General features: G+C 45.5%; 24 protein-coding genes. 16 read left to right on the top strand and 8 right to left on the bottom strand.

The window, feature by feature from the left end:
- Positions 1 to 275: 275 nt before the first annotated feature.
- From NIAKO_RS10710 to NIAKO_RS10680, 7 genes are all read left to right on the top strand, one after another.
- Positions 276 to 2,771 carry a TonB-dependent receptor gene (locus NIAKO_RS10710; RefSeq protein WP_014218441.1) on the top strand — a complete coding sequence of 832 codons (2,496 nt, stop codon included), beginning with the start codon at positions 276 to 278 and terminating at the stop codon, positions 2,769 to 2,771.
- Positions 2,772 to 3,183: 412 nt separating this feature from the next.
- Positions 3,184 to 3,675, top strand: coding sequence for a YajQ family cyclic di-GMP-binding protein (locus tag NIAKO_RS10705; RefSeq protein ID WP_014218440.1), 492 nt, complete (start codon positions 3,184 to 3,186; stop codon positions 3,673 to 3,675).
- 502 nt (positions 3,676 to 4,177) lie between these two features.
- Positions 4,178 to 4,429, top strand: a complete 252-nt coding sequence (locus tag NIAKO_RS10700) for a type B 50S ribosomal protein L31 (protein ID WP_014218439.1) — start codon at positions 4,178 to 4,180, stop codon at positions 4,427 to 4,429.
- A 250-nt stretch (positions 4,430 to 4,679) separates the two neighbouring features.
- The gene (locus NIAKO_RS10695) at positions 4,680 to 5,747 is read left to right on the top strand and encodes a putative sugar nucleotidyl transferase (protein WP_014218438.1); all 1,068 of its coding nucleotides are present in this window, start codon (positions 4,680 to 4,682) and stop codon (positions 5,745 to 5,747) included.
- Between the two features lie 30 nt (positions 5,748 to 5,777).
- Positions 5,778 to 6,539, top strand: a complete 762-nt coding sequence (gene tpiA / locus NIAKO_RS10690) for a triose-phosphate isomerase (RefSeq protein ID WP_014218437.1) — start codon at positions 5,778 to 5,780, stop codon at positions 6,537 to 6,539.
- Between the two features lie 248 nt (positions 6,540 to 6,787).
- On the top strand, positions 6,788 to 7,222 hold the full coding sequence (locus tag NIAKO_RS10685) for a hemerythrin domain-containing protein (protein ID WP_014218436.1): 435 nt from the start codon (positions 6,788 to 6,790) through the stop codon (positions 7,220 to 7,222).
- A gap of 116 nt (positions 7,223 to 7,338) precedes the next feature.
- Positions 7,339 to 8,247 carry a glycosyltransferase family 9 protein gene (locus NIAKO_RS10680; protein WP_014218435.1) on the top strand — a complete coding sequence of 303 codons (909 nt, stop codon included), beginning with the start codon at positions 7,339 to 7,341 and terminating at the stop codon, positions 8,245 to 8,247.
- Here NIAKO_RS10680 and NIAKO_RS10675 read toward each other — a convergent pair.
- Positions 8,225 to 9,355: a glycosyltransferase family protein gene (locus tag NIAKO_RS10675; RefSeq protein WP_014218434.1), complete on the bottom strand. Its 1,131-nt coding sequence runs from the start codon at positions 9,353 to 9,355 to the stop codon at positions 8,225 to 8,227. The two genes, NIAKO_RS10680 and NIAKO_RS10675, sit on opposite strands and share 23 nt — an antisense overlap.
- 38 nt (positions 9,356 to 9,393) lie before the next feature.
- Here NIAKO_RS10675 and NIAKO_RS10670 point away from each other — a divergent pair, with 38 nt between their 5' ends.
- Genes NIAKO_RS10670 through NIAKO_RS10660 form a run of 3 tightly spaced genes read left to right on the top strand, consistent with a single transcriptional unit; the run spans position 9,394 to position 13,179 of the window.
- Positions 9,394 to 10,932 carry an alkaline phosphatase family protein gene (locus NIAKO_RS10670; protein ID WP_014218433.1) on the top strand — a complete coding sequence of 513 codons (1,539 nt, stop codon included), beginning with the start codon at positions 9,394 to 9,396 and terminating at the stop codon, positions 10,930 to 10,932.
- 25 nt (positions 10,933 to 10,957) lie between these two features.
- The gene (locus NIAKO_RS10665; RefSeq protein ID WP_014218432.1) at positions 10,958 to 11,809 is read left to right on the top strand and encodes an FkbM family methyltransferase; all 852 of its coding nucleotides are present in this window, start codon (positions 10,958 to 10,960) and stop codon (positions 11,807 to 11,809) included.
- A 14-nt stretch (positions 11,810 to 11,823) separates the two neighbouring features.
- Positions 11,824 to 13,179: an oligosaccharide flippase family protein gene (locus tag NIAKO_RS10660; protein WP_014218431.1), complete on the top strand. Its 1,356-nt coding sequence runs from the start codon at positions 11,824 to 11,826 to the stop codon at positions 13,177 to 13,179.
- Here NIAKO_RS10660 and NIAKO_RS10655 read toward each other — a convergent pair.
- The 3 genes from NIAKO_RS10655 to NIAKO_RS10645 all read right to left on the bottom strand — a co-directional run bounded on the left by NIAKO_RS10655 (position 13,122) and on the right by NIAKO_RS10645 (position 14,847).
- A complete protein-coding gene (locus tag NIAKO_RS10655) occupies positions 13,122 to 14,000 on the bottom strand; it encodes a hypothetical protein (RefSeq protein WP_014218430.1) in 879 nt (292 codons plus the stop codon). The genes NIAKO_RS10660 and NIAKO_RS10655 overlap by 58 nt on opposite strands.
- Complete coding sequence (locus tag NIAKO_RS10650; RefSeq protein ID WP_041346613.1) at positions 13,985 to 14,530, bottom strand: hypothetical protein; 546 nt, start codon at positions 14,528 to 14,530, stop codon at positions 13,985 to 13,987. The genes NIAKO_RS10655 and NIAKO_RS10650 overlap by 16 nt, the downstream gene beginning before the upstream one ends.
- A 62-nt stretch (positions 14,531 to 14,592) precedes the next feature.
- Positions 14,593 to 14,847, bottom strand: coding sequence for an acyl-CoA-binding protein (locus NIAKO_RS10645; RefSeq protein WP_014218428.1), 255 nt, complete (start codon positions 14,845 to 14,847; stop codon positions 14,593 to 14,595).
- A gap of 175 nt (positions 14,848 to 15,022) precedes the next feature.
- Here NIAKO_RS10645 and NIAKO_RS10640 point away from each other — a divergent pair, with 175 nt between their 5' ends.
- A complete protein-coding gene (locus tag NIAKO_RS10640) occupies positions 15,023 to 15,481 on the top strand; it encodes a CBS domain-containing protein (RefSeq protein ID WP_014218427.1) in 459 nt (152 codons plus the stop codon).
- A gap of 94 nt (positions 15,482 to 15,575) precedes the next feature.
- Here the strand turns inward: NIAKO_RS10640 and NIAKO_RS10635 are convergent, their stop codons facing one another.
- Together NIAKO_RS10635 and NIAKO_RS10630 are read right to left on the bottom strand one after the other, a co-directional pair.
- Complete coding sequence (locus tag NIAKO_RS10635) at positions 15,576 to 16,967, bottom strand: sialate O-acetylesterase (RefSeq protein WP_014218426.1); 1,392 nt, start codon at positions 16,965 to 16,967, stop codon at positions 15,576 to 15,578.
- 205 nt (positions 16,968 to 17,172) lie between these two features.
- The gene (locus NIAKO_RS10630) at positions 17,173 to 17,613 is read right to left on the bottom strand and encodes an OsmC family protein (RefSeq protein WP_014218425.1); all 441 of its coding nucleotides are present in this window, start codon (positions 17,611 to 17,613) and stop codon (positions 17,173 to 17,175) included.
- A gap of 49 nt (positions 17,614 to 17,662) precedes the next feature.
- On the opposite strand from NIAKO_RS10630, the gene NIAKO_RS10625 reads away from it, so the two are divergent.
- The 3 genes from NIAKO_RS10625 to NIAKO_RS10615 all read left to right on the top strand — a co-directional run bounded on the left by NIAKO_RS10625 (position 17,663) and on the right by NIAKO_RS10615 (position 20,878).
- Positions 17,663 to 18,463 carry an SGNH/GDSL hydrolase family protein gene (locus NIAKO_RS10625; protein ID WP_041346611.1) on the top strand — a complete coding sequence of 267 codons (801 nt, stop codon included), beginning with the start codon at positions 17,663 to 17,665 and terminating at the stop codon, positions 18,461 to 18,463.
- Positions 18,464 to 18,890: 427 nt separating this feature from the next.
- Positions 18,891 to 19,829 (top strand): lipoyl synthase, encoded by a 939-nt coding sequence (lipA, locus tag NIAKO_RS10620; RefSeq protein ID WP_014218423.1) that lies wholly within the window; start codon positions 18,891 to 18,893, stop codon positions 19,827 to 19,829.
- A gap of 116 nt (positions 19,830 to 19,945) precedes the next feature.
- Entirely contained in the window at positions 19,946 to 20,878 is a 933-nt protein-coding gene (locus NIAKO_RS10615) for a phosphodiester glycosidase family protein (RefSeq protein ID WP_041346609.1), read from the top strand.
- A gap of 129 nt (positions 20,879 to 21,007) precedes the next feature.
- On the opposite strand, the gene NIAKO_RS10610 is transcribed toward NIAKO_RS10615, so the two are convergent.
- Entirely contained in the window at positions 21,008 to 21,988 is a 981-nt protein-coding gene (locus NIAKO_RS10610) for an ROK family protein (RefSeq protein WP_014218421.1), read from the bottom strand.
- Positions 21,989 to 22,081: 93 nt separating this feature from the next.
- On the bottom strand, positions 22,082 to 23,593 hold the full coding sequence (locus NIAKO_RS10605) for an MFS transporter (protein WP_014218420.1): 1,512 nt from the start codon (positions 23,591 to 23,593) through the stop codon (positions 22,082 to 22,084).
- 263 nt (positions 23,594 to 23,856) lie between these two features.
- Here NIAKO_RS10605 and NIAKO_RS10600 point away from each other — a divergent pair, with 263 nt between their 5' ends.
- Together NIAKO_RS10600 and NIAKO_RS10595 are read left to right on the top strand one after the other, a co-directional pair.
- Positions 23,857 to 25,278 carry a glycogen synthase gene (locus NIAKO_RS10600; RefSeq protein ID WP_014218419.1) on the top strand — a complete coding sequence of 474 codons (1,422 nt, stop codon included), beginning with the start codon at positions 23,857 to 23,859 and terminating at the stop codon, positions 25,276 to 25,278.
- Between the two features lie 75 nt (positions 25,279 to 25,353).
- Positions 25,354 to 26,628, top strand: a complete 1,275-nt coding sequence (locus tag NIAKO_RS10595) for a glucose-1-phosphate adenylyltransferase (RefSeq protein WP_014218418.1) — start codon at positions 25,354 to 25,356, stop codon at positions 26,626 to 26,628.
- The last annotated feature ends 21 nt before the right edge of the window (positions 26,629 to 26,649 follow it).

Below are 26,649 nucleotides of genomic sequence, written 5' to 3'. Positions count from 1 at the left end.
TTTTATACATTTCCATTGAACATTTGTGTCCTGAACCTTGCTTTGCACGCCGTCCGGGTGCTGCCGAATCCGCCAGCCGGCGGAGAAGGCGCATGCTTTAGCGCAGTAGGGAACCTTCCTTTCTTCCCGCATTTTTTCCGCTGGTGTATTGGTACGGAAATTACTCCCCTTGTACAGGTATAAATACTGATTATCATTAACCGTTTTTTAATCTCGCAAATACATTGCATCTTACACCAGTGATTCACCGTTAGAACCTTCAACTAACTTTGCACATGAAAATTAGATCTGTCTGGCCACTGGTCTTGTTGTGTTTTGTATATTCTGTAGTGAATGCACAAAGCAGATCTGGTAAAGTAAGCGGGGTTATCACCGATGACAATGCCCAGCCGGTAGAATCAGCCACTGCCTCCCTGCAGCGGGCCAAAGACTCTTCTCTTCTAAAAGTTGCCTTAACTGATAAATTTGGATTGTTTGAATTTGAGAACCTTGCCCAGGGTGATTATTTTGTAATTGTTACAGCAGTAGGATTTATCAAAACAAGCAGTAAAAAATTCACCCTGGCGCCATCAGCAGTTTATAAAATACCTTCCTTTCAATTAAAAAAATCAGAAGCCAAAGCGCTGGGCGCTGTAACTGTTACCGGTAAAAGGCCATTGATAGAAAACAAGATCGATCGTATGGTAGTGAATGTAGAAGCGGCGCCTACCAATGCCGGAGCATCCGCCATGGAAGTGCTGGAAAAGTCGCCCGGCATAACCGTTAGTAATGACGGGGAGATCAGTTTAAAAGGAAAACAGGGCGTAAAGATCCTCCTCGACGGCAAACCTACCTATTTGTCGGCAGCTGACCTGGCCAATGTGTTGAAGAACCTGCCGGCCTCGGCCCTTGACCAGATAGAGATCATGACCAACCCGCCGGCCCGTTATGAAGCAAGCGGTAATTCGGGCATTATCAACATCAAAACAAAGAAAAGTTTAGCCGAAGGGTTGAATGGGAGCGCCACCATGGGTGGCACCGTTAGTTTTTTTAAACGCAACAACGAATGGCTGTTCCCGCTGAAAACAACCAGCAGCATCAACCTCAACTACCGCAAAGGAAAATGGAACCTGTTTGGGAATTATAATTACAATTACCGCGAAAATAGTGGCGCCCTGGACCTTACCCGCCGGTTTTATGAAAAAGACGGCTCCCTGAACTCCACCTCTTTTACCCATACCGATTTTAATTTTCGCAACAACAACCACACCCTGAAAATGGGTTTCGATTATTACGCTAATAAAAAGAACGTCATTGGCATAGTAATGTCCGGCTTTGGATTTTTTGGCCGGCCAACGCCCACCAGCAACCAGGTAATCAGTCAACCTGATGGCAGTACAGAATCAGTACTGCTCTCGAATAACTACAACAAGAATGATTTCTATAATTACTCAGCCAATATAAATTACAAACACTCATTCGACTCCAGCGGGCGCGAGCTTACGGTAGACCTGGATTATATGGGTTACACCAACAGCGCCAAAAACACCCTGTACACATATATTTACGATGGCATGGGCAACAACCTGGGCAACCTTACTTTATACGGTGATATTCCCGGCGTCATAAATATTTATTCCATAAAAAGCGATTATGTGCATCCGCTTAAACACAACCTGCGCTTTGATGCCGGGATTAAAATAAGTGATGTAACCAACGATAACGAAGTAAAATACCAGCGCAACGACAACGGCACCTGGAAACCCGACGACCGCAGCAACCATTTTATTTACCGGGAAAATATCAATGCCGGTTATATAAGCCTGAACAAAAAATGGAAGAAATGGAGCGCACAGGCCGGCCTGCGTGTTGAAAATACCAATGCCCGGGGAAACCAGGTCACCAATGACTCCAGCTTTACCCGCAATTACACCAACCTGTTCCCTACGGGATATATCAATTACGACGTAAATAAAAATCATTCATTTACCCTGTCGTTCGGCCGGCGCATTGAGCGGCCCAATTACCAGGACCTGAACCCGTTTATCTGGTTCCTCGATTCGTTACAATACCGCCAGGGCAACCCATACCTGTTGCCACAATATTCCAACAACCTGGAATTAAGGCATACGCTCAGTGGCAGGTTTACCACTACACTCAACTACACGGTTACAGACGATGTAATTTCGCAGCTGTTAAAACAGAACACCGAAAAAAGGATCACTTATCTCACTACCGATAATGTGGCGCGGCTCAAGAATATTGGGGTGGCGGTAAATGCACCTTTTTCCCCGGTAAAGGGCTGGAACGTAAACCTGTTTGTAAATGTGTTCAACAACCGGTATACCGGCGTTTATTACAATTCCTACACCGGCAAAAACGATCCCATCGACATAGGTTATACTTCGGCACTGGTAAACGTTAGTAACAGCTTCAGCTTTAAAAAAGGGTGGAGTGCCGAGCTCACCGGCTGGTACCGGGGCAAAACAATTGAGCAGCTGACCATTGCCGACCCCATGTATTTTATGAGCCTGGGCGGGCAAAAGCTGGTAATGAAAGGGAAGGGCACCGTGCGACTGAACATTCGCGACCCGTTTCACTGGCAGCAATTCACCGGACGAACCTTATACAGCGATATTGATGTGAAAATTCATAACCGATGGGATAACAGAAATGTTACTGCCACCTTCAGCTACCGCTTTGGCAAAAGCTCGGTAGCCCAGGCCCGCCGCCGCACCAGCGGGGTTACCGATGAACAGAACAGAGCCGGCGGAGCCGGCAATAAAGAATAATTAGCTAACTCGATAATGCGATAATTAGCTAATGAAATACAGCATTTGTGAGTGCTTCGCATATAGTATACCAATTTCAGTGACTCTCAGCCCTGGCCCGCATGGGCGAGCGCTCAAAAATGTAGTTGTTAACGAAATGCTGGATTTCCATTTTCACATTAGCACATTATCAAATTATCACATTAACCTTCTTTCTTTCGTTTCATGTGCAACACACCAGGCCTGTCCAGTTTTGGGCGGGCCTTTTTTGTTGCCGTTACCAGGTACCGGGCGCCGGGTTGATCCGGATACAGGTTATATATCGTTATGCAGGTGTTGCCCGGTAACCGGAAACAGGTAACCGGTAACCAGTTTTTTCCTACTTTCGTAGTTCGTTCCGTTAGTACGGCAACGCCCCATAAAATTTTACGCTATGCCTTCGTTTGACATTGTAAGCAAGGTGGATGCACAGGCACTGGACAATGCAGTGAATGTAACCACTAAGGAAATCACCAATCGTTTCGACTTTAAAGGTTCGCACGTGGAGATCAAACTCGACAAAAAAGAGTTTAAGATCAGCATTGAAACAGAAGACGACATGAAAATGCGCCAGCTGATAGATGTATTGATCAACCGGGCCCACAAACAGAACATTGCGCCCGAGGCGTTCGACACCAGCAAAGAATCGTACCAAAGCGGTAAACTCACCAAACAGGAAGTTTCGGTTCGCAACGGGCTGAAACAGGAAGATGCCAAAAAGATCGTTAAACTTATCAAGGACTCCGGCCTGAAAGTACAGGCGTCCATTAACGACGACCTGGTACGGGTTACCGGCAAAAAAATCGACGACCTGCAGGAAGTGATCGCCCTGTGCCGTGGCGCAGAACTGGGCATCCCGCTGCAGTATGAGAATATGAGAAGCTAGCTATAAGCCCTAAGCTATAAGCTGTAAGCGTCGCGGTCATGACGTTCTGTATTTGCTTACAGCTTACCGCTTAAAGCTTACAGCTGTTTTACGGTGTGGATAACCAGGTGCACAAGAGGTGCATAACCTACACCCGGTAATTTTGGATTGAATTTTATATAATAAGTATCTTAGATACAGAAAATCGCAGTAGACCAGTAAAATGGTTAAATGCGATTAGCGGAAAGCATTGGGTATACAGGTTATACGTGCACGTAGCAGGTATAAAATGGATCCGGTGCTTTCTTTTTTATTTCTTGCCTGAAAAAATTTATTTTTACCCGCCGGTTTATTAATTTTCCTTTTTTCTTTAATTAATTATTAAAAAAGTCAGGAATAAAATTTAATTTGGCGGAGTTATATTGGAAGGCTAATTTTGCGGCTTTGCTGCTAAAACCAGTATAACAATTACAATAACAGGGTATACCGCAAAATCGGTGTACAATTTAAAAATCAAAGAGTTATGAAAAAGGGTATTCATCCCGAAAATTATCGGTTAGTTGTTTTTAAAGATATGAGTAACGGTCACCAGTTCCTGAGCCGTTCTACTTCTCCTTCTAAAGAAACTGTGAAATGGGAAGATGGCAACGAATATCCCCTGCTCAAATTAGAAATTTCTAATACGTCTCACCCTTTCTTTACTGGTCAAAACGTACTGGTAGATACTGCGGGTAGAATTGATAAATTCAAGAAACGTTACGAAAAGAAAAAATAAAAAGCGTAATTTCAATACAAACATTTTTGTTTTTCATGGCTATACTTTCCCTTTCCTTGTCTAAGGAAGGGGATTTTTGTTTTATAACATGGCTGTTAAATGGAAAGTGAGGTCAATTCTAAGATGCAGCAAACAAAAAACTCCATAAGTCCGAACTGGGATTTTTAAGATTAATCTCCCGGGCATCCCATACATCCCACCAATCCCAGTTCAGACAAAATGCCTTAAGTTTGGCCCAGAACCAAGCATTATGAATAAACGGGTCTTTCTGTCAGACAAAGAAGTATCAGATCATTTATATCCTTTTACCCAAACCCGCCATGTAGCCGGGATCCGCATCGGCATTCTTACCATCCGCGAAAAATGGGAGCGACTGTTGCGCCAACCCGTTTATTTGCTTAAAAAGGGCGAAGAGCCACCAGCCGACGCCGTGGTATTAGCCGCCAACATTATTCCCACACAGGCCTTTATTGACTCTATGTACGATGGCAATGGCCTGCCCGAACCTGACCAGGAACCCGATTACAGCCTGGTAAAGTACATTCAATACCCCTGGCACATTTTTCAGTTTAACGACTGGGCCCTGCGGGAAGATTTTAAAACATTGACCTTCGACCGGGTTTCGGCACCCATTCCCGCCACGGTGCAAACAGTTAATCCCGAAAACATCTTTATTGAACCAGGCGCCACCCTGAGCCATTGCATCCTGAATGCTTCAACCGGGCCCGTTTATATTGGAAAGAACGCCGAGATCCTGGAAGGATCGCTCATTAGAGGGCCGTTTTCGCTGGGCGAAGGCGCCCTGGTGAGAATGGGCGCTAAAATCTACGGCGCCACCACCATTGGCCCGTATTGTATGGCAGGGGGCGAGATCAAGAACTCCATTATGTTCGCCTATTCAAACAAAGCGCACGATGGGTACCTGGGCGATTCGGTAATAGGCGAGTGGTGTAACCTGGGCGCCGGCACTTCCAATTCAAATATCAAGAATACCGCCAGCGAAGTAAATGTATGGCACTACCATAGCCGCGAATTCCTGAAAGCGGGGCTGAAATGCGGGTTGCTGATGGGCGATTATTCGCGGGCCGCCATCAATACCTCGTTCAATACCGGAACGGTGGTGGGCGTTTGCGCCAATGTATTCGGCGAAGGCATGCCCCCCAAATTCATCCCCAATTTTACCTGGGGCAACAAGGGATTGAGCCTGTATGAATTTGAAAAAGCCCTGTCAGACATCCGCAACTGGAAAAAATTAAAAAATCAGGAGCTTACAGAAGCAGAAATAACTCAATTGAAACATATTTTTGGGCAATCATAAAAGCTCACCAACAAAAAAAGACGATTACATATGCGCAAACAAATTGCCGCGGCTAACTGGAAGATGAATTGTACCTACCAACAGGGTGAACAGTTACTCGATGAGATCCTTTCTGCCAACATTGAATTAAAAGCACACCAGCAAACCATTTTTGCTGTTCCGTTCCCTTACCTCATTATGGCAAAAAGTGAAACCGAAGAAGAGAACAACTACTTCGTAGCTGCCCAGAATTGTTATAACAAGAAATCCGGCGCTTATACCGGTGAAGTATCAGTTGAAATGCTGCAATCGATCGGCATTCAATTTTGCGTGTTGGGCCATAGCGAACGCCGCGAATATTTCCAGGAATCGAATAAAATGCTGGCAGAGAAACTGGACCTGTGCCTGCAATACAATATCACCCCCATATTCTGTTGTGGCGAGCCGCTGAACATTCGCGAGGCCGGCACCCAGAACAGCTATGTGGAAACCCAGTTAAAAGAATCGCTGTTCCATTTGTCTGATGCCGACATCAAAAAAGTGGTGATCGCCTATGAACCCATCTGGGCAATTGGTACCGGTAAAACCGCCACCTCTGAACAGGCACAGGAAATGCATGCCTTTTTGCGCAGCGTGCTGGCCAAACAATATGGCACAACTACTGCCGATGCTGTTTCTATCTTATATGGCGGCAGCGTAAAAGCCAATAACGCCAAAGAATTGTTTAGCTGTCCTGATGTTGATGGCGGACTAGTTGGCGGCGCCTCTTTGAATGCGGGCGAGTTTATTACGATCATCAATAGTTTAAAATAAAAATAGCTGTAAGCTATAAGCAATACAGGGCTTAAAGCCTAAAGGTTAAAGCTGAAAGCAAATACAACTTTGGACTTTCTGTTTTGGGCTTTAGGCTTTCTGCTTTAAGCTTTCTGCTTTAGGCTTTTTTTGATTTAGGCTTTGGCCTAAAATTTCTAATGCAAATTGAGTGTTAAATTAATTTAACTTATCCCCATTGTCCGTGAATGGAGTGATCTTTGTTTAAGCAAAACAGGGAGGATCTGTTTATGGAACATTCTAGGGCATTACAGGTATTATCCTGGCAGCACAAAGAAGACCGGCTTAAGTGCCGCGAATTTCTACGAGACATCCAGCAGCAACGTGATAAAACAAGCATCCGGCAGCGGATAGTTCAATTCTGGAAAAATGAGCTCCAAAAGCATGTGGATGCAGAAGAGGCGATATTATTTCCTTTTTTGTTGAAGCATCAGTTTCCTTACAACTTCATGAACATCTTAAAGCGCGAACACGAAACCATTCGCCTGTTGGCCGAACGGTTAAACCGCAATGATGAAGACTACTATTTATATAGTGCCTTTATTAAGCTGGTTGACCAACACAGCTATTTTGAAGATGAGTTCATTTTCAAAAAAATGGAAGAAGAAATTCCCCAACATGACCTGAGTCAGTTGAATGTGTCACTGGCAGCTGTAAGTAAATAAAAATCTGAACGCAGAACGCCCTATTCAATACAGGCGTTAGACGTTTTGCATTAGGCGTTAAGCGTTAATTTATGTAGTTTAGCCCCGGTAGAGAGGTACCGGAGAAAAATTACATAATGACTAAAATTCTGCTGATTAAAACAGGAGCTGCCGGTGATGTAGTTCGTACAACTGTTCTGTTAAATGTGTTACAGGGTGCTGTTACCTGGGTTATAGATAGCAAGTATGCTGCTATTTTACCCAACGAGCACCCCCATTTGCATCGGGTAATTACCCTCGAAGAAGCTCAATCTGTTTTACTGCACGAAGTTTTCGATCACACCATTTCACTGGAGGAAAGTTTGGAATGCGCCATACTGGCCAGCAGGATCCCCACTAACAAATTAACCGGCGTTTACCTGGAAGATAAACAGCTTTGTTATACAAGCGATGCTGCCGGCTGGTACGATATGAGCCTGATTTCCGCGCTGGGGACTGCCTGCGCCAATGACACCAAAAAAAGTAATACCGCCACTTTTCAGGAATTATTATTGGAGATGTTTGGCTTTTCATTTGAAGGCGAGCCTTATTGTATTCACCACAACAGCAAAATAACCCGGGTAGCAGGCGTTATCGGGATTGAAACCAGGGTAGGAGCGCGGTGGCCCAACAAAGGCTGGAGCGGTTACCCGGTGCTGATAAACAAATTACAGCAACAAGGCTATACCTGCAAACTGCTGGAACAACGCAGCACCCTGGCGGAATACCTCGATGATATTGCCGGTTGCAGTTTTATTATTTCCGGCGATACACTGGCCATGCACGTAGCCCTTGCTTATAAGATCCCTTCCATCGCCCTGTTCAACTGTACCAGTCCGGCGGAGATCCACGACTATGGCACCCTCACAAAAATAGTAAGCCCACTGCTTACGGAAGCATTTTACAAAACCAGTTTCTCCCAGGCAGTTATTGACTCTATAACGCCCGATGAAGTATTTACCGCCTTTATGCACCACAAAGGGGTTACAGCCCTGCAAAAAGTGTAGGATTTTTTGCCCGCACTTTGGTAATGGTATATTCCCTGGAATTAACCAATGCCTGTTGCTGCCAGTACTGGTAACTATCCTTATACTGCATACAACGCTGTAAAAACTGCAACAGGTGTTCGATGGAGGTATACTTAAAACAGCTGGTGCCCAGTGAGCTGGAAATACGCAATGATTGGGGAGCAATAAACGGTCGCGCATGTTTGATCACATCAAACATATTGCCCGATGATTTGGTAAGGCCATAGGTTTCGGGAATGGAAAAACAAATAGCGGTATTGATTACCGAAGGAATAAAAATAAAGTGGGCCGCATTCAGTTGTTTGTCAAATTCATCCTGGTGCACTACTCTTTCATCATAAAACCCGATGGACGAATAAGTCGTTTTTAGCGCAGCCGCCTCTTGAATGATGGCCTGGCCGTACTCATCGGAATGCCCACCCAGTAAAGTGATGTGCAACGGCAGCTGGCTGGCTTCGGCCGCTTTCAGCAGCTCAAATACCTGCCAATAATCACGGCGTTTTTTATCCAGCGAGCCTGGCACTACCAGGTGAAGCCGGTCGCGAAGGGACAAGGAAGCCTGTTCGCTTTCAAAAACGGCCCCGGGAATGTTATGCACCTGCACGCTGTTGCGGGTGGTTTCGCGTAAATAATCAACCATGGTATCGGACACCACATTATACTCCTGCACCCGTTTTATAAGCGCTTTCTTGCCTATATGATGCACCATTTGCCTCAGTTGTGCCGAACGGCGGGATTTAAACAAACAATTGATGTCATGCACCGTGATCACCACCCGCGCAATCCGTAAAAGCCCGATCACCCAGGCATAAAACAGGTGGTTATTGCTGATGGTGTTCAGGTAAAAAAGATCGAGCCGGTGTTTTTTGGCAGCTTTATACAACTGGCTGAAAAAATGCCATTTTCCCTTAGTGCGGTCGAGAATTTCCCATTGAAACCGGTTTACATCCGCTTTAAACAGATCGGCAAACCGGGTATAGGTGGCGGCATCGGTAAAGATCACCAGTTGGTTCGCAGGCATATCGAACAGTTGTATGACCGGGTAGGCTCCCTCATAATGCTCCATTTCAAAAATGCCTGTTTTCATCCTATTTTTAATATATTTTTGATTTTTAACCAGCAACAGTGAATAAAAGAAAAAGTATCACATTCTCCATTGCCACCATCAACGTATTATTATTCCCCGTTTTACTGACTGCTTATTTTATACTTCATGAAAATAATGCCTATTTCGGACTTATACCCCTCCCGTTTTCATTAAAGATCTTTTTCTGTTACTTTTTATTTATTGTGTTTGCTGCCGCTTTTTTGATGTATGTATTAAAAAACCAATCGAAGGCATTTTTGTACCTGATCCTGTTAACGGCCATCCTGTTGTTTTTTGGCGCCGCGCAGGACCTGATAAAAACAATTCCGGTTACAAACTTTTTTAAAAAATATAAATTCCTGCTCCCTTTTATTTTATTAATAGCTGCAGGCTCTTTTATCCTGTTTAAAAGATCGAAAAAGGATTTTAGCTCCGTCAGCAAATTCATTCAGCTCACCATTTCCATCCTGGTAGTATGGGAAGTCGTTCTTTTACTAATCAATTTATCATCAGGAAAAGCCAGTGAAAATAACCTGGTTCAGAAAGCGCAAAAGGATTCATTATCGCCTGCTTCAAAAACCAGCAAACTGCCCAATATCTATTTCATCGTTTTTGATGCCTTTACCAGTTCCCGGTGTTTACAGGAGGAGTTTGGCTATAACCCTAAAGAGCTGGACAGCTTTTTATATAAACAGGGATTTTATGTAGTGGCCAATTCAAAAAGTAATTACCCGGTTACGTTCTATTCCATTGGTTCTACCTTAAACTTCTCTTACCTGGCAGACAGTTTATACAACCAGGAAGTTACTGCCAAAGATTTATTACAGGGCGTTTCCACCGTATCGCAAAACCGGTTGATCCCTTACCTGGAGGCAAAAGGATATACAATCATTAACCATTCGTTGTTTGATTACAACAGGCATCCGGCTTTAAGCCATACGTTGTTTCATGACCTGCCCGGCAATGTGATAGTACAGCAAACTTTACCAGGCAGAATAAGCAAAGACATTATGTGGAACTTTACCCGGTCCGATAAAGACCACGCAGCAAAATTGAAGTTTTTACAGGAGTACGTATATGACAAACTGAATGGATTACGATCGGCAGCGGAAGAAAAAGTTGCAGGGCCAAAATTTGTTTCGTGCCACTTAATGCTTCCGCATGAACCGTACCTGTATAATAAAGATGGCACCCTGAAATTGGACTCACCCATGTTCAGGCCGCATACACTTAAAAAGGATTACCTTGACCAGGTGATCTATACACAACGAGTGGTAAAAGACGTTATTAAAACCATTTTCGACAAAGACACACTCAATAAAATTGTGATAGTGGAAGGCGATCACGGGTTCCGTGATTACGGCGACTCCAGCAAGATCGGCCGTTTTTTTGAAAACCTGAATGCCATCTATTTCTATGACAAAAACTATACTGCTTTATATAATTCCATGACACCGGTGAATACCTTCCGGGTTGTATTAAACCAGTATTTTAATGAGAAATTGAAGTATCTGCCAGATACCAGCATTTATATATATGCCAATGGATTTGATGATGGCCGGGTGAGGAAAAACTGATTTTCGTTTCAAAAGCATTCCATTAATGGTACAATCGAATTTAGTATATGATATCGGGGCGCATCATGGTGACGATACCGCGTGGTACCTGGCAAAAGGCTACCGGGTAGTGGCAGTGGAAGCCAACCCGCTGCTGGCAGAAGAGCTGGAACAGCATTTCAGCGCTGCTATAAAAGCGGGTAACCTGATCGTGTTGAATGTGGCGGTTGCCGAAAAAGACAATGACTGGATCTTCTTTTATGTAAGCCGTGACGACTGGCGCAGTTCGGCCACCAAAAACCTGGCCGAAAGGGAAGCGGCCATCGATCAAACAGTGGAACTGGCCTCCACCACATTGGCCGGCCTGTTTGAGAAATACGGAACGCCCTATTATTGCAAAATAGATATAGAAGGGAATGATGCCGTGGCCATCCGGAGCCTTGCCGGTAAAACCAGCCAACCCAGGTATATTTCCTGTGAGATCGCCTGCCACAGCATAGCGGAAATTCAGCAAAACAACCACCTGTTATTTACAACCCTCGATGCCCTCAGGGCAGCCGGGTACACCTCTTTTCAGTTGATTGACCAGGAAAGCCTGCTGCCCTTAACCGATGAAAATTATTACCGCCGCATCCAGCAATTCTATTCCCGGGTGCGCACCAAACTGGAACGGATAACCGGCTGGTATACCGCCCGCTTCAGCAACCGGCACCTGGTAGCCTGCACAAGAAAAGTGGACCCTGATTATGTGACCGCTCCTTTTGGGGAAGCGTTAAGCGGTACCTGGAGCGATTATGAAACTACCAGGAAATACATCCGGCGTCATTACGATGACTTTTATGCCACCACACAAAACAAACAATTGATATTTTGGGTTGACATCCACGCCCGATCATAACCCTAAAAACACCCATGAACCTTTTACAGTCTATTTACCAGAAATTAATGAAAAGCGATCTGCAGGAAGCGGACCGCACCAGACTGATAAAAGGGATCATTCATTCCCTGATCATCCAGGGCATTTCTCTGGTGCTGGTATTCGCCGGCAATTATTTACTGGTAAAATTCTTTGGGTCGGAAAAATACGGCGTGTATGTGCATGTGTTTAACTGGATCAGCATATTGACTATGCTGGCCCTGAACGGGCAGGATGATGTGGTGTTGAGCCGCCTGCCAAAATACAAAGTGCAGAACAACCTGGTGCAGGGGGGCGCGGTTATCAGGCATGCCAATATTCGCGTGGCGCTGGGCGGTATAGTTATCAGCGGGCTTTTTTTGCTGCTTATTTATCTTTTTCCCATTCCAACGTTAAGTGAATACCGCCCGCAATTCCTGATTGCCGCTTTGGCCATTTATTTATCGGCATTTTTAACCATTAACCAGATGGTTTTACAATCGCTGAACCACATCAGGCTAAGCCAGGTAATTGAACGCCTGTTAAAGCCTTTTTTATTCACGGCCTTTATAGCTGCAGCGGGATGGTTATCTTTTACCATGGATGCCGGCAGGCTCATAGGCATTTCCGTGTTCAACCTGTTTATTTGTGCGGCTGTGCTGGCCTGGCTTATAATACAAAAAACAAAACCCTTTTTTAAAAATGGGACCGAACGGTACCAGGGGGAGGGCTTGCGCACCCAAACATTTTATTTTTTAAGCATCAGCCTGTTGAATTTACTGGTGAGTAAAATCGGTATGCTGATGATGCCATTTTTTACCGCCGAAAAAAGCATTGGCATCTTCAACATCAGCGCCCGGTTCGCCGATCTCATCACTTATCCATTCTTCCTGTTACATACAGTATTGCCGCAAATGTTTGCGGTTCACCATACCTCCGAACAATCGTACAAACAAAAACTGTATACCGAGTCAACTTATATCATTCTAATTACCTCGTTACCATTGATAGCATTGAACGTACTGGCTGGTCCCTGGTTGCTGGGGTATTTTGGCGCAGAATTTACTGCCGGTTACCCGGCGCTTGTTTTAATGAGTGCGTCTAACGCGTTGTTTGGTTTGTTTGGCCCGGCAAACACCATTTTAATGATGCAGGGAAAGGAAAAATTATCGGCCATTGCGCTGCTGGTGTATGTGATTTTGCTTACTGTGTTAAGCCGACTGTTGATACCTCTACAGGGTATTACCGGCGCGGCCCTGGCCATGCTAATCAGTAATGTTATCTACAATATTTTATTGACGGTGTATGCCGGCAATCATACCGGCGTCATATCGCCCTTTTTCCGGATGCTGGCAAAACGGCGGGGTTCATAAAGCTTATGAAAGTTAATAAGCGTAAGCGACAACACCATAAATTGAAAGAAATAGGCATCGGCAATCAACCAGAATCCCAGGGTGAGCACAATTGCCAAAGCCAACAGGTATTTATCGTATTTGCGGGTAAAAAAGCCAATGATAAACAACCCTTCCATTACCACACCTGCCAGATACCCTGCATTAACCAGGCCGGGGTATTGTAACAGCCAGCGGTACACGGCTGCTATCCAGCTATTGGTTTCAAAATATAAAATCGCAGCCGCATTCTTTTTCATTATAAACAGGCCCTGATTGGGATGCAGCCAGGCCAGCCTGAAGAATTTCCATAAGAAAGCATCGGCCAGGGCAAACAGGAAAAAATAGCGCAGCCCCTGCCACAGGTAGTTAAACGATTTGTAGTCGGCAACGGTAAAAGGAAGAGCAACCAGCAGGAAGCCGATTTTATGGTTGGTATGGTGCGTGCCAAACGTATTGAAAGTAATAAAATAAAAAAAGTACAGGACGATCAGCGACCATACGTACAGCTTTTTTTCCGGCGCCAGAAACGACCCGATGCAAGCCGCAAAAAGGGCCCCGTCAAAAATCAGCGCCACCCAGAAATTACCGGTTAAAAACTCAGGAATGCCCAGCCAGTGCATGCCCCAATAAGTAAGGTCAACATACGGGAACCTGATAACGGGGCGCTGTAGCTGATGCAACAGGGTATCGGAAAAGAACGACCAGATGAGCGAAAGCCCGATCAGTGCAAATACGATCCGGGCTATGCGCCTGCGTTCCCAGGGTGAATAAAATACAATATTGGTCAGTGTCTTTGCCATGTTGCAAACAGGTTAACGGAATCGGTTACCAGGTTTTGGCTGGTATAATGTGCATGAACCACCTCCACCCGCAATGTGTTTACCGGAATAAAGGTTACCTGTTGCAGGTAGCGGACATACCAGTTGAGAAATTCCTGTTGCTGCGGCCCGGTATTGAACAACGCCCGCTCAAACGGGCGAATGTTGTTATAATGCCTGCCCAGCTTCGTTTGCAGAAAGGTGATGGTAGGGTCCTGGTTATTATTATCCTTTATTTTTTTGAAATAGGCCAGGGGGCCCAACAGGAAAAAACGGGTATCTCCGTTTGTGTAATTGTAAACATTAACAACGGTATCCCCGTTAATGGTGGTTTTTAAGATCTCCACCGCCTGTACCGGCTTTTCTTTTTCAGAATACATTCCCCATACAAAAAACGGCGTTACTTCATCGCCCATCAAATTCGTAATTACAGTTAAACAAGCAAATGCAGTTAACAGGAAGCCCAATTTCCTGTTATGTTGCCATATTTTATATAGAAAGGTCTTTTTCATTATTTGTTCAGAGTTCCGAGTTCCAGGTTCCGAGTTCAAAAACCTGGAACCTGGAACTGATATTATTTCAACTTACCAATAAGGTCTATATACTCCTGCATCGCATTTTCTTTAGACTTGCCTTTCAACCCTTCCCAGGCGTTATATTTAGCTTTGCCAACAAAATCAAAGGCATTGGCCGGGGGATCGATGTTTACATCGCCTTCGGTAGCTTGTTTATACAGGCTGTATAATTGTAAAAGCACATCATTACCCGGTTTTTCGGTTAGGGTTTTGCTGCGGGCCACGGCCTGATCGAACAATTCCTGGATATTCATATGACTGATGATATTTGATTGGTGCGAAAATAGGCGTTTTTTGGCCCTGAACAGGATAGTTCATGAAGGCTCAACCCAATTAAGTAATAAATTTATCGCCAATATGCACTACGGCACATGATTTATATCATGGTCGTATAGAATAAAATACGAACTTTAAACAAATGTTCATTTCATGAGAACGGTAGACGATCTTATTGCTAGTAAACCGCGTCCGGAGAATATCATTAAGCCCGATGCTTTAGTGATCGATGCCCTGCACCTGCTTGAACAGGTAAACCTGAGTTACCTGATTGTAATGGACGGGGACGCGTACAAAGGCGTTTTTTCGGAAAAGGATTACAGCCGCAACGTAGTTTTAAAAGGCCGCAGCAGTAAAGAGGCCCATGTACAGGAAGTAATGACCACCGATTTACCCGTGGTAGGTCCCGAAGAAACGGTGGAGCATTGCATGATCCTGATGATAAGAAGCAAAGCCCGCTACCTGGTAGCCATCGATGAGAAAAAATTTATGGGGATTATCACTATTCACGACATTCTCAGAGAAGTACTGGCCAACCGGGAAGAAGTGTTTGATGATACTTTGGCTGAAGAGTTAATTAAAACAGCAGAGGGTAGAGGTAGAATTTATTAATTTTTTAGTTCCAAGTTTCGAGTTCCAGGTTCCAGGTTTTTGAACTCTGAACTCTGAACTCGAAACTCGGAACTTGGAACTCTGAACTCGGAACTTACCAACTATCAGTCCTGAACGGATTTACCGGCAACCCTTCCTTCCCAAACAAATTACCCATTGCGGTATTGGTGAAACCATAGCGTACAGCCACCGGTTCTTTCACCAGTTTACTCCACACCACCAGCTGGTTATTTTCAATTTTGGCCTCAGCAGGGTAGAACTGCTGATCGGCTCCCGCCACATATATTTCAGTGATGGTTTTTCCGGTAGCCATTAAGCCGGCAGGCGCATAATCAAAGCTGATGTATGCTTTGCCCTTCTTCACTTCCATGCTTTTGTACAGGGGGCTTTTATAGGCGAACCCTTCTTTTTTATAGGTATCGTGCAGGGCCCAGTTAGCCAGGCGGGCGCCCACATCGTGTTTATTGGTGGGGTGAATGTTATTGGTATCAGCCACCAGGTCGGTAATAACCACCATGCCTGTTTGCGGATGCGACATCACCCTTGTTTGCTGTTCGCGCAGCAGGGCGCCGATCAACGGGGTGCCATATTTATAAGGGGCTATTTCTACATAATAAAAAGGGAATTCCTTTCCCCAGGCTTTGCGCCAGCTGTCGATCATGATCGTAAACAGTTTGGCATACGAAGCATTGGTTTCGGTATTGCTCTCACCCTGGTACCAGATAGTACCTGCGATGTTATAATTAACAATCGGGTTTATCATGGCATTATAGGTATAGCCCGGGGTAATGGGCCAGCCGCCATTGGCTTTTAATTTAGCGGCGGCGCCTTTCAGTTCCGCATCGTTGTTCACCAGAGAATCGGGTGTCCAGACTTCGGCCGGGGTACCACCCCAGTTGCTATTGATTAAACCAATGGGTACGTTCAGGTCTTTATTTAATTTCTTTCCAAAGAAATAGCCCACGGCGCTGAAGGTTTTCAGCGTGTTACTGTCACACACAGTCCATTTAGCGGCGCAATCATCCTGCGGACTGGTAGCTGTGGTTTTGGGAATGGCAAAAAAGCGGATGTTCTGGTTATAACAGGTGGGCACTTCGGCTACCACATCAGGTATTTTATTATAATAGCCAAACTCCATGTTCGACTGGCCCGAGCAAACCCACACTTCACCGATCATTACATTTTCCAGCACAATAGGAGCGGGAGTATTGCTGCCCTTGATGGTAATGGTATAGGGACCGCCGGCTGCAGGGGTTTGAATATTCTTTTGCCAGTTGGCATTGTTAGTGGCCTTCAGGGTATCTGATTTGTTATTCCAGCTGGTGGTAATAACAATTTTTTCAAAAGGAGCGCTCCAGCCCCACAGTTTTACGGTTGATTGCTGTTGCAGTACCATGTTGCTGCAAATGATCGCGGGCAGGCGAACGGTGGCATGAGAAGCGATGGCAAGCGTACATAAGAGAAGAAACGAGGACCATTTTTTCATACTAAATAGCAATTTGTGCGATGAAATGTATTTTATAATGATATGACAGGTAGAGGCGATTTGGTGCCAAAAGGTTGTTTATACATAATAAAAAAGCTGATGGATGTCCACCAGCTTGAATCAATAGTCAATAGTCAATTGCCAATATTCAAAAAATCTTTATTTCACGACAATTGGCTATTGATTATTGACTATTGGTTATTGATTATTGGTTATTGTCTATTGCCAATTGGTTTTCAGGTTTCCAGTTAAAGGTCACATTCACTTCAATATCGGGGTGAATGCTGTACATAACCGGGCAGGTATTGGCTGCTCTTTCCAGGATGGTCTTTTGTTTTTCATCGACCTGTAAAGTATCTGGTAAATGAAATGTTAAATTAATGCCACCGATCCGGCGGGGATCGGCCTTCATGATCTTTTCCACATCTATTTTAATGCCTTTTATATCGAGGTTCATATCGCGGGCTTTAATACCCATGATCGTTAGCATGCAGGAGCCAAGGGCAGTTGCCACTATGTCGGTGGGGGAAAAACGCTCACCCAAACCCTGGTTATCCGTTGGCGGATCGGTTTCAAAAGTGGACCCGGATTTTTCGTGTAAACAAACCGTTCTTAGATTTCCTTCGTAAACTACGGTAGAAGTCATTATGTATATTTTTACCTTAAATTTACGTTTAATAATCAAATCATAGCCAGTGAAGAAAATTGTTTTGTTCCTTTTGGCTGTTACCCTTGCCCACACAACATGGGCGCAGGATAACCCAACACCCAAATCGCCAACAGCAAAGAAAGACAAACAGGCCGCCAGGAAAGAGAGGATCAATGACCTGATAAAACGGGAAGAGGAAGGAGAAATTATCTTTAACAAACAAAGCATTTTCGGCATTAAGCTTAATACCGATGGTTATGGGCTATCCTATGAAATAGGACGGTTTAAAAGCGCCCGGGTAGCGAATATCTTTCAGTTGGAGATCAACGAAAAAAAGCACAAGAAAGAAAAGCGCACTTCCCTGTTGAACGGATTTAACTTCAACAGCGTTATTTACGGTAAACTCAATAACTTTTACCAGGTAAAACTCAGTGTGGGCCAGCAACGCATTATTGGCGGCAAAGGCAATAAAAACGGAGTGGGGGTGATGGCCATTTATACGGGCGGTTTAAGCCTTGGGTTACAAAAACCTTATTATGTAGATGTGATTGACCAGGCGCAGCAACGCTATCGCAAAACCTATCCCGAAATTATCGACAGCAATTACCTGGAGCAGGGCGCATCGGGCTTTACCGTTGGCTGGAACAAGGTTCAACCAAAATTTGGCTTAGCTGCCAAAGCAGCCCTTCGCTTCGATTACGGCCGGTTTAACGAAACCGTATCGGCCGTTGAGGTAGGTTTAAATGCCGAATACTATGCGCAGAAAGTAGCTCAGATGGCATATAATCCAGAGAAGAACTTTTTCTTTAATGCATATATTACTCTGTTGTTAGGCAGACGAAAGTAGAGGCTACGAGGCAACGAGGCATAAAGGCATAAAGATACCAGGTGGGTCGCAAGGCCCGCCTTTTTATTTAGGGGTTTTTATATTAGTTCAGAGTTCCGGGTTCCAGGTTATTGGTTGGTAAGCAACCTGGCTGCGAACCGTTTGCCGTTTCACAACGCACACCAGATTCCGTTGCCATAACCAAAAGCAACTTGTTCCCCTCGTTGCCTTGTTGCCTTTATGCCTCGATGCCTGATTTATACACTGTTGCGGGATAACTAAAAGCCCCTGATTACCGGTTTTATATTATTTTTGTTGATTAATAGTCAACGAGGTGATTATTAGTTGACTAGCTATCAATTTGTTACAGAAAACCTTTTGGATTTTGGTGTGTTATTATACCTGATATGCAACACCCCCCTAAGGTTTAATCAGAATACTAAGACATATGCAGGAATTACCAGTTATCAGTAGTGTAAATGAATCGAACTCTGTTGTAAAAAAGCCCAACTGGCTGCGTGTAAAACTGCCTACCGGCGAAAACTACCGGCACGTACGCAACCTCGTTGATACCCATAAACTGCACACCATTTGCGAAAGCGGCAATTGTCCCAATATGGGCGAGTGCTGGGGCGAAGGCACCGCTACCTTTATGATCCTGGGTAATGTGTGCACCCGCAGCTGTGGTTTTTGCGCAGTAGCCACCGGCCGGCCGGACGCAGTGGATTGGGACGAACCCCAACGCGTGGCGGAAGCCATCCACCTGATGAAAGTAAAACACGCCGTATTAACCTCGGTTGACCGCGACGAACTGAAAGACGGTGGCAGCACCATCTGGCACAATACCATTAAAGCAGTAAAAGCATTAAATCCCGATACTACCCTCGAAACGCTGATCCCCGATTTCAAAGGAAAGGCCGAAGATGTTCAACGCATCATCGAAGCGCATCCCGAAGTAGTATCACACAATATTGAAACCGTTGAGCGCCTCACCCGCCAGGTACGCATTCAGGCAAAATACCGCCGCAGCATGGAAGTGCTGAAGATCCTGAAAGAAGGTGGCATGCGCACCAAAAGCGGTATCATGTGCGGACTGGGTGAAACCAAGGAAGAAGTAATGCAAACCATGCAGGACCTGCGTAACAGCGGCGTGGATGTAATTACGCTTGGCCAGTACCTGCAACCTACCAAAAAGCATTTACCGGTGCTCCGGTTTGTGCACCCCGACGAATTTGCCGAATTCCGTGAGTTTGGTTATAACATTGGCTTCGATTACGTGGAAAGCGGTCCGCTGGTTCGTTCTTCTTATCACAGCGAAAAACACGTTATTCCAGGTTACGGCAAAGAACAGTGGCAGAACCAGAAAAAAATGATGAATATTGAATAATGAATATTGAATGTCGAAGTAAATACAGAATTAACATTCGATATTCTTTGTTACATTGGTATTCACTTCGACATTCAACATTGGATATTCGACATGCAATATTATTAGCGATCGTCTTGCTTCCAGCTACAGTCCTGGCCCAATTGCACTGGAAAAAGGCGGATAATGAATTTGACAGCCTGCCCAAAGCCATCCGGGTTTTTAAAACTACCGATTCTTTAAGCGGGCGCCCTTTTACCGCCTTTTGCGTTGAAGTGAAACTGCGCGACAAACACCTTGACTTTACCACCCAAACAGGCGCCGGCAAAGCGTATACCCCTTTGCAATATTATAACCGGGAACAAAAGCCATATATCGTTGTAAACGGCGGGTATTTCTCGTTTCAAACCAACCAGAACCTGAATGTGATCATCCGTGATGGAAAAATGGTTGCGTACAATATTCCCGCATTGAAAAGCCTGTTTAACGACTCCTTTTATTACGCTACCCGCAGCGCATTTGGCCTAACCAAAAAGCGGGTGGCCGATGTAGCCTGGCTGTTCACCGACACGGCCAAACGATGGCCTTACGCATTTCAAACCCATCCTATAATTGCCAAAGGCAGCAATCCCGATCCATCCTTTGCCGACCTGCATACCATTGAACAATGGAACTGGTGGAAGATGCATACCGCCATTGGCGGCGGTCCGGTACTGGTACAGGAAGGCGCCGTTTTTATCACCAATAAAGAAGAGCAGTTGTACGCGTTTGAACGGGACGACCGGCACCCGCGTACCGCCATTGGCTATACCCACAATCACCGGTTGATTATCCTGGTTATACAGGGCCGTAGCCCCGGGGTGGCCGAAGGCGCCACGCTCGATGAAACGGCGCGCATCCTGGTAGAACTGGGTTGCGAAGAAGCCATCAACCTGGATGGCGGCGGCAGCAGTTGTATGCTCGTTAATGGAAAAGAAACCATTCAGCCGGCAGATAAAGAAGGAGAAAGACCAGTGGCGAGTGTGTTTATAGTTAAGAAGAAAGAACCGCGGAAAAAGAAGGCAAATTAGCAAATTTGATAATTCGATAATGAAATACAGAGCTAGACAGCTTCTGTAAAAAATACAGCTCACGCGAAGCACTCGCGTGAGCTGTATTCCATTATCACATTATCGAATTATCACATTATCACATTGGCTTTAAACAACCTTATCTGCCTTCACCTCCCAAACCAACGCACTAGCCCCTAAAATAGCGGCATCGGCTTCCTTCAGCTCCGAGAACAACAACTTCACTTTATTCTGGAAAATGGGCAGCAGGTTCTTCTCCATATTTTCGCGGGTGGGTTTCAGGATCAGGTCGCCGGCCTTGGTCATACCGCCGAACAGGATGATGGCTTCGGGCGAAGAGAACATTACGAAATTGGCCAGGGCCAGTCCCAGCACCTCACCGGTAAACTGGTACACTTCCTGGGCGATGGCGTCGTCCTGCATGGCGCAATCATATACAACGCGGCTATCAATTTGCTCTTTGGCATAGTTGCGCAACAGGCTGTCGCGTTTGGGATCCCGGTCAAGAAATTCCAGGGCGGTCAATGCCACGCCGGTAGCGGAAGCATATGATTCCAACGAACCGCGCAAACCGGTTCCTTTGTGTAAACGTCCACCCGGAATCGTAGTCGTATGGCCCAGTTCGCCGGCAAAACCGTCGTGGCCATAGATCAGCTGACCGTTTGCCACGATGCCGCTGCCAACCCCGGTCCCCAGGGTGATCATAATGAAATCGCGCATGCCCCGGGCCACCCCATACATCATTTCACCCACCGCCGCAGCGTTGGCATCATTGGTGAGGGAGCAGGGGACGCCGAATTTATCGTTCATGAGCTGAACCAGGGGGATCAGCCCTTTCCAGGGTAAATTCGGTGCATATTCAATAGTGCCTTTATAATAATTTCCGTTGGGTGCGCCAACTCCTATACCACGAATGGAATCGAGGCCGCCTACATGTTCGATGGCCGGCGCCAGCGCTACGGCCAGTTCATCGATATAATCAGAAATATTATTGTGCTTTCGGGTTGAAATGGCGCCCCGGTACGAGATGTCGCCCCGGTGATCTACAATTCCAAAAACGGTGTTGGTTCCGCCAATATCAATCCCAATGGCATACTCTTGTTGTCTCATTGCTAAAATTCAATTTCAATTTTTCAGTCTAAAAAAGCCCCTTCGGACCATTTTGCGGCATGAAGATAACATCATTCATACATAATTCGCGTACTAATGCCCGCCGCCGCTTTCCAATTTGTCATAATCAATACCCTGAGTCTTCAAAATGGCCTTGGCGCGAACAGCATAAAATGCCAGGTAAGCAAAACAGAGCACACCAACGATAAAGGAAGCCTGAATGCCAAGTAAGGCATCGCCGGCCAACCAACCCTGGAATACGCTGATAAAGCCGCCACCCATGATCATCATGATCAGGAAACTGGCGCCTTCGTTGGTATGACGGCCTAAACCGGCAATAGCCAATGTAAAGATACAGGGCCACAGGGTTGAACAGAACATACCCACACTGATGAAAGCAAATACACTCACTTCAGGTTTGAAACCTATTGATGTGGCAGTCATACCAATGATCAACGCCGCCATACCACAACCAGAGAATATGAGCAACTGGCGGGCAGGGTTCCCCTTGCTCAGCAGGTCGCCAATGATCAGGGCAATGATCACAAACCCATATACATAAAACGGTGTTACATCGTGCTTGGCAATACTATTGATGGCCAGGAAAACGCCAAATGCCAGGTAAGGCATAACAAAACGCAATATTTCCTTTACTGTTTTTGGAATACCAAAAGCGCCAACGGAATTGGTCCAGCGGCCCATCATCAGGCTGGCCCAGTATAAAGAAACCCAGGGAGCAACATTGTCCTCGGTAAAGGGCTTCCCATTGGCTCCTGTCATATGTTTAGTTAAGAACAGCGGCAGGTTACTGGCCGTAGCCACTTCTACACCCACATAAACAAAAATGCCGATCATACCCAGCCATAACTGGGGGTACTTAATGGCACTTTTCCCATTCGCCTGTGGTGAATGAGGTTTGGCGGCTACTTCAGAAGTTTTATCGCCCGCCAGTTCTTCAGCATGATCATGATTTATCTGGTTGGGGATAGGGGAGAATTTAAATATGATGGCCACCAATAAAAACGCAGCACCCAATATCAGGTAGGGTATTTTTACGGCGCCTATATCGGCAGTTTTAGCAGCTTCAGAACTTACAGAACCAAAAATTGCCAGGCTCACAATCACCGGCCCCAGCGTAGTGCCAAAGTTATTTACACCGCCTGCCATGCTTAAACGTTGCGAACCGGTTTTGGGATCTCCCATTACAATGGCCAGCGGGTTGGCGGCCGTTTGCTGAAGGGAAAAACCAAGCCCCACAATAAATAAGCCTGAGATCATGATGATGAACGACTGCAGTTCAGCAGCGGGATAAAACAGCAAAGTACCCAGGGCCGAAATGACAAGGCCTAAGGCAATACCGTTCTTATAACCAATTTTATTTAAGATATCACCACCGGCCCTTTTACTGATGAAGTAATAAATAAGAGAACCAACTGTGTAAGCCACATAAAAGGCAAAAGAAATCATTTGAGATTCCCAGGGAGCCAGGCCCAGTTTTTTCTTGAATACCGGAATCAGGATATCGTTACTGGCGGCCACAAAGCCCCAGAAAAAGAAAACAGAAACAAGCACAGCAAATTGCGACCATTTGGTTTGTTGACTCATTGAGCGGTTGGTTTTTAGTCAAAAAGATGTTTTAAAAATACAAATTCAATTACCTTTTTACACGTTTTTCAAAAGCAATCGCCAAGATACCGCTTTAGCCGCATCGGGCATGAAAATTTCTGTTGCCGGAACCAATACAATTTATAAATCGTCTTATATGAGGTGTCTTTTGTAATCATTTTTTATGGAACTGCATCATTCAATCAAAAACCTTCCTATATTGAACACACATTTCCTTTTTACTATTAACCCGATTGTTTAGAATGGATATTTTACATGTAAGCGCGGAATGTTACCCTGTAGCTAAGGCTGGTGGTTTGGGAGATGTGGTAGGGGCCTTGCCAAAATACATGAATGACCTGGGGCATTCGGCCCGGGTGGTGATGCCCATGTACCGTACCAAATTTTTATACGCCAACGAATGGGAAGTGGTGCACAAAGCCAGCACCAATATGGGCAACTGGTGGTTTGAGTTTACCATCATTAAAGAAAAGACCAACAAACTGGGGTTTGAACTGTACCTGGTTGATGTGAATGGCTTGCTCGACCGCGAAAAAGTGTACGGTTACAACGACGACAGCGAACGTTTTACCGCTTTTCAGATCTGTGTGCTCGACTGGGTGAATACCTGGGCTAAAAAGCCCGACATCCTGCATGTGCACGACCATCATACCGGGTTGATCCCTTTCATGGCAAAAAATTGCCTGAAGTACCGGAAACTCGCTTCCATAAAAACAGTATTGACCATTCACAATGCCCAGTACCAGGGTTGGATGCCCTGGAGCAAAAGCATTTTGATTCCCCAATGGGATATGTGGAAATGGGGGATGCTCGACTGGGGTGGCGCAATTAACCCACTGGCCAGCGCCATAAAATGTGCAGATAAGGTAACCACCGTAAGCCCCAGCTATATGCAGGAACTGAAGTGGATGAGCGCCGGAATGGAAGCGTTGTTTGAATATGAAAAAGGCAAATGTGTTGGCATTCTCAACGGCATCGACGCCAAAGTATGGGACCCCGAAACAGATGAATATTTACAGCATCATTTTTCAGAGCACGACTTTGAAGCCGGCAAGGCAAAAAATAAAATGCTGTTGTGCGATCAGTTTGGTCTCGACTATGACAAACCCCTCATAGGTTTTATAGGCCGCCTCGTTGGCGAAAAAGGCGCCGACCTGTTACCCCAGGTTATCAGCGATTCGTTTCATTTTATCGGCCGCCGGATGAACTTCCTCGTATTGGGAAGCGGTTTCCCCGACGTGGAAGCCCGGTTAGCAGCACTAAAACCATTATCACAATCTGATTATAACGTATTCATCGGTTATAACGAAGGGTTAAGTCATACCATGTATGCCGGGCTCGATTTTTTGTTGATGCCTTCACGCGTAGAACCCTGCGGTTTGAACCAGATGTACTCCATGCGATATGGCACCGTACCCATGGTACGGCGCACCGGCGGGTTAAAAGATACCGTTGTAGACATGGGTGACGTGAATGGATACGGTATTTGTTACAACCATGCCAGTGTACCCGATATTACCCAGGCGGTATGGCGTGCTGCCGAAGTGTACCACAATGCAGAAAAGATGAAAGGCATAAGACAGAGAATGATGAACCTTGATTTCAGCTGGGAAAGTAGTGTTAAACAGTATATACATCTTTATTCGTCGTTGGTGACGCAATAATTGTATAACTTTAAGAAGAGTAGACCAGAATAAGAGAATAAAAGAACAAGATCTAGAAGGTTAAAATTTACAACCATGAGCAAACAAGTGATTGCTGTCATCCTGGGCGGAGGAGCCGGTACACGACTTTATCCCCTTACTGCCAGCCGTTCGAAACCTGCAGTGCCTATCGCCGGAAAATATCGTTTGGTGGATATCCCTATCTCCAACTGTATCAACTCCGGTATCAACCGCATGTTTGTTTTAACGCAGTTCAACTCGGCATCGCTGAACAAACACATTAAGAACACGTATCACTTCAGTATTTTCAGCAGTGCATTTGTTGACATTCTGGCCGCGGAGCAAACCCCCGACAATCCATCGTGGTACCAGGGTACGGCCGACGCCGTACGCAAATCATTACGCCACCTGAGCCAGCACGATTTTGAATACGTGCTCATTCTTTCCGGCGACCAGTTGTACCAGATGGACTTCCAGGACATGATTAACAAACACCGCGAATCGGGCGCCGCTATTTCGGTAGCCACCATTCCGGTAAATGCCAAGGAAGCATCCGATTTCGGAATTCTGAAAGCCGACCACGACGGCCACATTACTTCTTTCATTGAAAAACCCAAACAGGAGCTGTTGCCCGACTGGAAAAGTGAAACCAGTCCCGAAATGCAAAAACAGGGCAGGGTATACCTGGCATCCATGGGTATTTATATCTTCAACCGTAAACTGATCTTCGATCAACTTACAGAAGAACATAAGAACGCTACTGATTTTGGTAAGGAAATTCTTCCCAAATCAATTGGTGTGCACAAAATCATGAGCTACGAGTACGATGGGTACTGGACCGACATCGGCCATATCTATTCCTTCTTCGAGGCCAACCTGGCGCTTACGCAGGACATTCCACCATTCAATTTATTCGACAACCGGAACGCCGTATATACCCGGGCGCGCATGTTGCCCCCGGCCAAGATCAGCGGCACCACGCTCGAAAAAACCATTATTGCCGAAGGCAGCATTATCAATGCCAGCCGCATCGAGAACAGCGTAATTGGTATTCGCAGCCGCATTGGGCATGGCACTACCGTAGTAAGCAGCTATGTAATGGGCTCCGATTATTTCGAGACCATCGAGGAAATGCAGCACTCGCTGGAAAGAGGATTGCCAAAGCTGGGTATTGGCGAACGTTGTTACATCCGCAATGCCATTATCGACAAAAACTGCCGCATTGGTAACGATGTGCGCATCAATGGCAGCAATCACCTCGAAAATACCGATCACTCGTTATACACCATCAAAGACGGGATCGTCGTAGTGAAGAAGGGATCTATCCTTCCAGATGGATTTGTAATATAGGAGACAAAAAGATTTAAGGTG

This window comes from Niastella koreensis GR20-10 (assembly GCF_000246855.1).
Classification (GTDB): domain Bacteria; phylum Bacteroidota; class Bacteroidia; order Chitinophagales; family Chitinophagaceae; genus Niastella; species Niastella koreensis.
Note: the sequence above shows the minus strand (reverse complement) of the source record. Positions and strands in the feature narration are given on the sequence as shown.